This window comes from Jannaschia seosinensis (genome assembly GCF_001408515.1).
In the GTDB taxonomy this organism is placed as follows: Bacteria; Pseudomonadota; Alphaproteobacteria; order Rhodobacterales; family Rhodobacteraceae; genus Jannaschia; species Jannaschia seosinensis.
This window is the reverse complement of record NZ_CYPR01000087.1, coordinates 1-3,922: the sequence shown is the minus strand read 5'-3', so window position 1 is coordinate 3,922 and position 3,922 is coordinate 1. Positions and strand designations below refer to the sequence as shown.

2 protein-coding genes and 4 pseudogenes are annotated in these 3,922 nt (G+C 63.3%); 2 read left to right on the top strand and 4 right to left on the bottom strand.

What is annotated here, in order from left to right; genetic code table 11:
• Together tnpC and JSE7799_RS07200 are read left to right on the top strand one after the other, a co-directional pair.
• Positions 1-585: IS66 family transposase (gene tnpC, locus JSE7799_RS07210; protein ID WP_144431603.1), on the top strand; the 585-nt coding region annotated here is incomplete at its 5' end.
• A gap of 655 nt (positions 586-1,240) precedes the next feature.
• On the top strand, positions 1,241-2,047 hold the full coding sequence (locus JSE7799_RS07200) for a DsbA family protein (protein ID WP_055663014.1): 807 nt from the start codon (positions 1,241-1,243) through the stop codon (positions 2,045-2,047).
• 283 nt (positions 2,048-2,330) lie between these two features.
• On the opposite strand, the pseudogene JSE7799_RS21635 reads toward JSE7799_RS07200, so the two are convergent.
• The 4 pseudogenes from JSE7799_RS21635 to JSE7799_RS07185 form a co-directional block, all read right to left on the bottom strand.
• A pseudogene (locus JSE7799_RS21635) lies at positions 2,331-2,456 on the bottom strand (iron-containing alcohol dehydrogenase); the annotation flags it as partial.
• Between the two features lie 73 nt (positions 2,457-2,529).
• Positions 2,530-3,192: pseudogene (gene istB, locus JSE7799_RS07195) on the bottom strand (IS21-like element helper ATPase IstB); the annotation flags it as partial.
• 163 nt (positions 3,193-3,355) lie between these two features.
• A pseudogene (locus JSE7799_RS07190) lies at positions 3,356-3,685 on the bottom strand (IS21 family transposase); the annotation flags it as partial.
• A gap of 22 nt (positions 3,686-3,707) precedes the next feature.
• Positions 3,708-3,922 (bottom strand): annotated as a pseudogene (locus JSE7799_RS07185) (IS256 family transposase); the annotation flags it as partial.

Here is a 3,922-nt window from a genome sequence, read left to right as displayed (position 1 = left end):
CGCAAAGGCGGTGAGCCGATCCGCGTGGCGTATTGCTGGGCGCACGCCCGGCGCAAGCTGAAGGAAGTGTTCGATCGCGACGGCTCCGAGATCGCGGCCGAAGGCCTGCGCCGCATTGCCGAGTTCTACAAGGTCGAGGCTGAGATCCGCGGCATGAGACCCGGTCAGCGGCTCTCGGCTCGGCAGACACGAACGGCGCCGCTTGTCGCCGCCTTTGGCGAATGGCTGCAAGAGCAGCGCCTGCGTGTCTCCGCCAAATCGCGTCTCGGCGAGAAGCTCGCCTACATCCACTACCACTGGGATGGACTGCAGACCTTCCTTCGGGATGGGCGCGTCGAGATCGACTCCAACGGCGTCGAAAACCTCATCCGCCCGATCGCTCTGAACAGGAAAAACGCGCTCTTCGCCGGGCACGACGAAGGTGGGAAGGCTTGGGGGCGCATCGCGTCTCTCATCGAGACCGCGAAGATCAACGGCGTCGAACCCTTCGCCTATCTAAAGGCCACCTTGGAGGCGATCGCGGACGGGCACCCCAAGAGCCGGATCGACGAACTCCTCCCCTGGAACTTCAATCCGTCAAGCTGAAACCAATGTGGGGCCCAGCTCCCGCTTACGCACAATTTAACCTAAGCAACAGTTCTCCTACAACCTTTCGGAGAGTCCGCAGGCTGATTTCAGGGGTTAGGCGGCGGGCGTCATGTCCGAATGGCGCGTTATTTCTGTCTCGGCGGGACGGGACCCCGCATGGATGGAAAAGCCGGCCGAGTTGCCCGCAGCAGCGACCGCAAGTCGGGATGGTGGCGCGGCAAAGGCCACACCTCAAGTTGTGGACGTGGTGCCGCATGGGAACCTCCCTAGTTTCAGAGCTCAAGTGCGGGCCAACGCTGGTAGGTCACCGGGAGAGAGACCAGCTTTCCCCGCGCCCTTGACCTTCCCCCCACTGGCACCCCCACCTACGTCTCCAAACACACTCCGGAGCCCGCGCGATGTCCTCTGATTTGTTTGTGACCAACCTAAGCTTTGCATCCTATGTGGGCGGCGCCGAACCTGTGCTGGCCTCCATACCCGGCGCCCGGTCAGCGGCACTTAACGGCGCCACGAAAACGGCGCGGGTCGAGTTCGACGTGCCCGCCGCCGGAGGCGCGGAGCCATTCGTCCCCGCTATGGCGTCGCGGCCAGCCAAAACGGGGCTCGCGATGATCCGTCCGGACCGTTTGCAACGCTCCGGCCGGCGCGCCTGATGGCCGGGTCTCGACGCGATTTTCTGGTTCTGGGGGCGGTTCTTAGCGGCGGCTACCTCGCCGTGCGCACGGGCGTGTCTCTCCTGCAGCGCGAGGTCGAGCTCGCTTTTGATCCCATCGGTCGCCCGGCGGGCTTCCGCCGCATGGCAGGCGGCGCCACCAGCGGCGGCGGGTTCGACCCCTTTGTCGGCCTCGGCGCCGCGACAGATGACCGCCCCGATCCCGCCGCAGTGGCGGCCGTCGAGGCCGACCTCTGCGCAAGCCTGTTCAATGGCTGGACAAGGGATTCCGGGGTGGTGCCGATCGCATCATTCTCGGACTACAACTGCCCGATCTGTCGGGTGACAACGCGTCGGCTGGCGGAGGCGGATGCGGTTCTGGACGGCACGGCCCGGATCACCTGGCACGAGCTGCCAATCCTCGGCGAGACGTCGCATTTGGCTGCGCGCGCCGCATTGGCCGCCGATCGGCAGGGCGCCTACATGGCTTTCCACAAGCGGCTCATGGGCAACCCGTTCCGGGCGAATCAGGCCTATATTGACGCGATAGCCGGCGACCTCGGGCTCGACCGTGAACGCTTTGTGGCCGACATGAAGGGCTCCGAGGTCGCGTCGCGCATCGCCCGGAGCCTCGCCCTGCGGGAGATATTCGCCTTTCCGGGCACCCCCGCGATCGTCGTAGGGCGTACGGTCATTGAGGGCGACGTGAGCGAGGCCATGTTTGCACGCGTGATCGCGCTGGAGCGGCGGGCCGGGCCGCCGCCGGGCTGTGGTTCCCGCCCCGCCGGTTTCCCGTCGTCCGACTGAAGGAGGCCGCATGACTGCCGGAAACCTCCTGCGCACCCCGAGCATGTAACCGAAGACCATCCGCTACTACGAGCAGATCGAGCTGAGGCGGCCGATGGCTGTGGGGAATTGCTAATGCGCATTTTGCGAGGCTGCCAAAGTTGCTGGCGACACTCCCAAGAGCGACGACGTGCTTAGAATTTCGGGCATCGGACCAGGATCCAGTCACCCAACCAAAAGAGCGTTTCTACCAGCGTAGTACTTCAGCGACCTGTCACCAGCAGGCCTCCTTCCAGATCGTCGGCTAAAGTGCCGCTTGGAATAGATCGCGAAGGTTGCTTTCGGTCAACTCCACCGGGTTTCCGCCGCATGACGGGTCTCGCAATGCCATCGCGACCAAGTCGTCCATCCGCGTGTCCGTCACCCCGAGTGTTGGATGTCACTGAGAACTGACCCGGCATTGTCACCGAGATCTGACCCGCCCGGTAGTTATGGTTGTTGGTTCATGATGGGGTCAATACTGCTGTCTCCTTCCGTTTCTTCTTCGCTGTCTCGGAGCTTGCCTTGAAGCGGTAGCTGTCGTTGCCGGTCTCCAAGATGTGGCAGCGATGGGTGAGGCGATCGAGCAAGGCTGTGGTCATCTTGGCATCACCGAAGACGCTCGCCCACTCGCTGAAGCTCAGGTTGGTGGTGATGACCACGCTGGTGCGCTCGTAGAGCTTGCTCAATAGGTGGAACAGCAGCGCACCGCCGGAAGCGCTGAACGGCAGGTATCCCAGCTCGTCGAGGATCACCAATTCGGTCTTCACCAGCGCCTCGGCGATCTTGCCGGCCTTTCCCTGGGCCTTCTCCTGTTCCAGCGCATTCACCAGCTCGACGGTCGAGAAGAAGCGCACGCGTTTGCGGTGATGCTCGATGGCCTGGACGCCGAGGGCGGTCGCGACATGGCTTTTCCCGGTTCCGGGGCCGCCGATCAGGACCACGTTCTCGGCCGCGTCCATGAACTCGCACCGATGGAGTTGACGCACGAGGGCTTCGTTGACCTCGCTGGCGGCGAAGTCGAAGCCGGACAGGTCCTTGTAGGCCGGGAAGCGCGCGGCCTTCATGTGACAGGAGATGGAGCGCACCTCGCGTTCAGCCATTTCAGCCTTGAGCAACTGCGACAGCATCGGCATCCAATCGTCGGGAAAACAGTCCCCCGGACTGTTTTCTGATCCTCCTCATACCTCGAACGCTGGGGCACCTTGTTCCATGAGGTCATGCACCGCCTGCGCCATGCCCGGCATCTTCAGGCTGCGCAGCATGATGACGATGGCGGCTCCGGCGGGATCATGACGCATGACGTGTTCCTCCCCGCAGTCCGTCGTAGCGTGCGACATTGGCCTCAGGTTCCTTCGTCAGAACGAGACTTGAAGGGGGCGTCACATCGAGCCGGTCGGTCGGTGTGCCATCCACCAGCCTGTGGAGCAGGTTCAGCACATGGGTCTTGGTCGGCACGCCCGCCTCCAGCGCCATTTCCACGGCGCACAGCACCGCCTGTTCATCGTGATGCAGGACCAGCGACAGGATCTCGACCATCTCGCGATCGCCGCCGGGCTTGCGCAGCATCTGATCCTGCAACTGGCGGAATGCCTCCGGCATCTCGACAAGAGATATGCCCAAAAGTTGGTGACGGTCCTCATCAGGCGGCGGTTTGAAGTTGCTTGATCCCGTCCTTGAACTCAATCCCCTGAATGACGTCGGGCAGACGGTTTGGCCCGTTGATCTTCCGCCACTTCTTCTTGGCTGACTTCATGAGTCGGAAGACCATGGCGAGGGCGGTCTTGCGGTTCAGGCAGCCCTTGGTTTTGCGGGTCCGGTTCCTGACCGTGGCGAAGACACTCTCGATCGGGTTCG

Coding starts and splice junctions, on each gene's coding strand:
- JSE7799_RS07200 (WP_055663014.1), top strand. CDS start 1,241: ATGGCCGGGTCTCGACGCGATTTTCTGGTTCTGGGGGCGGTTCTTAGC.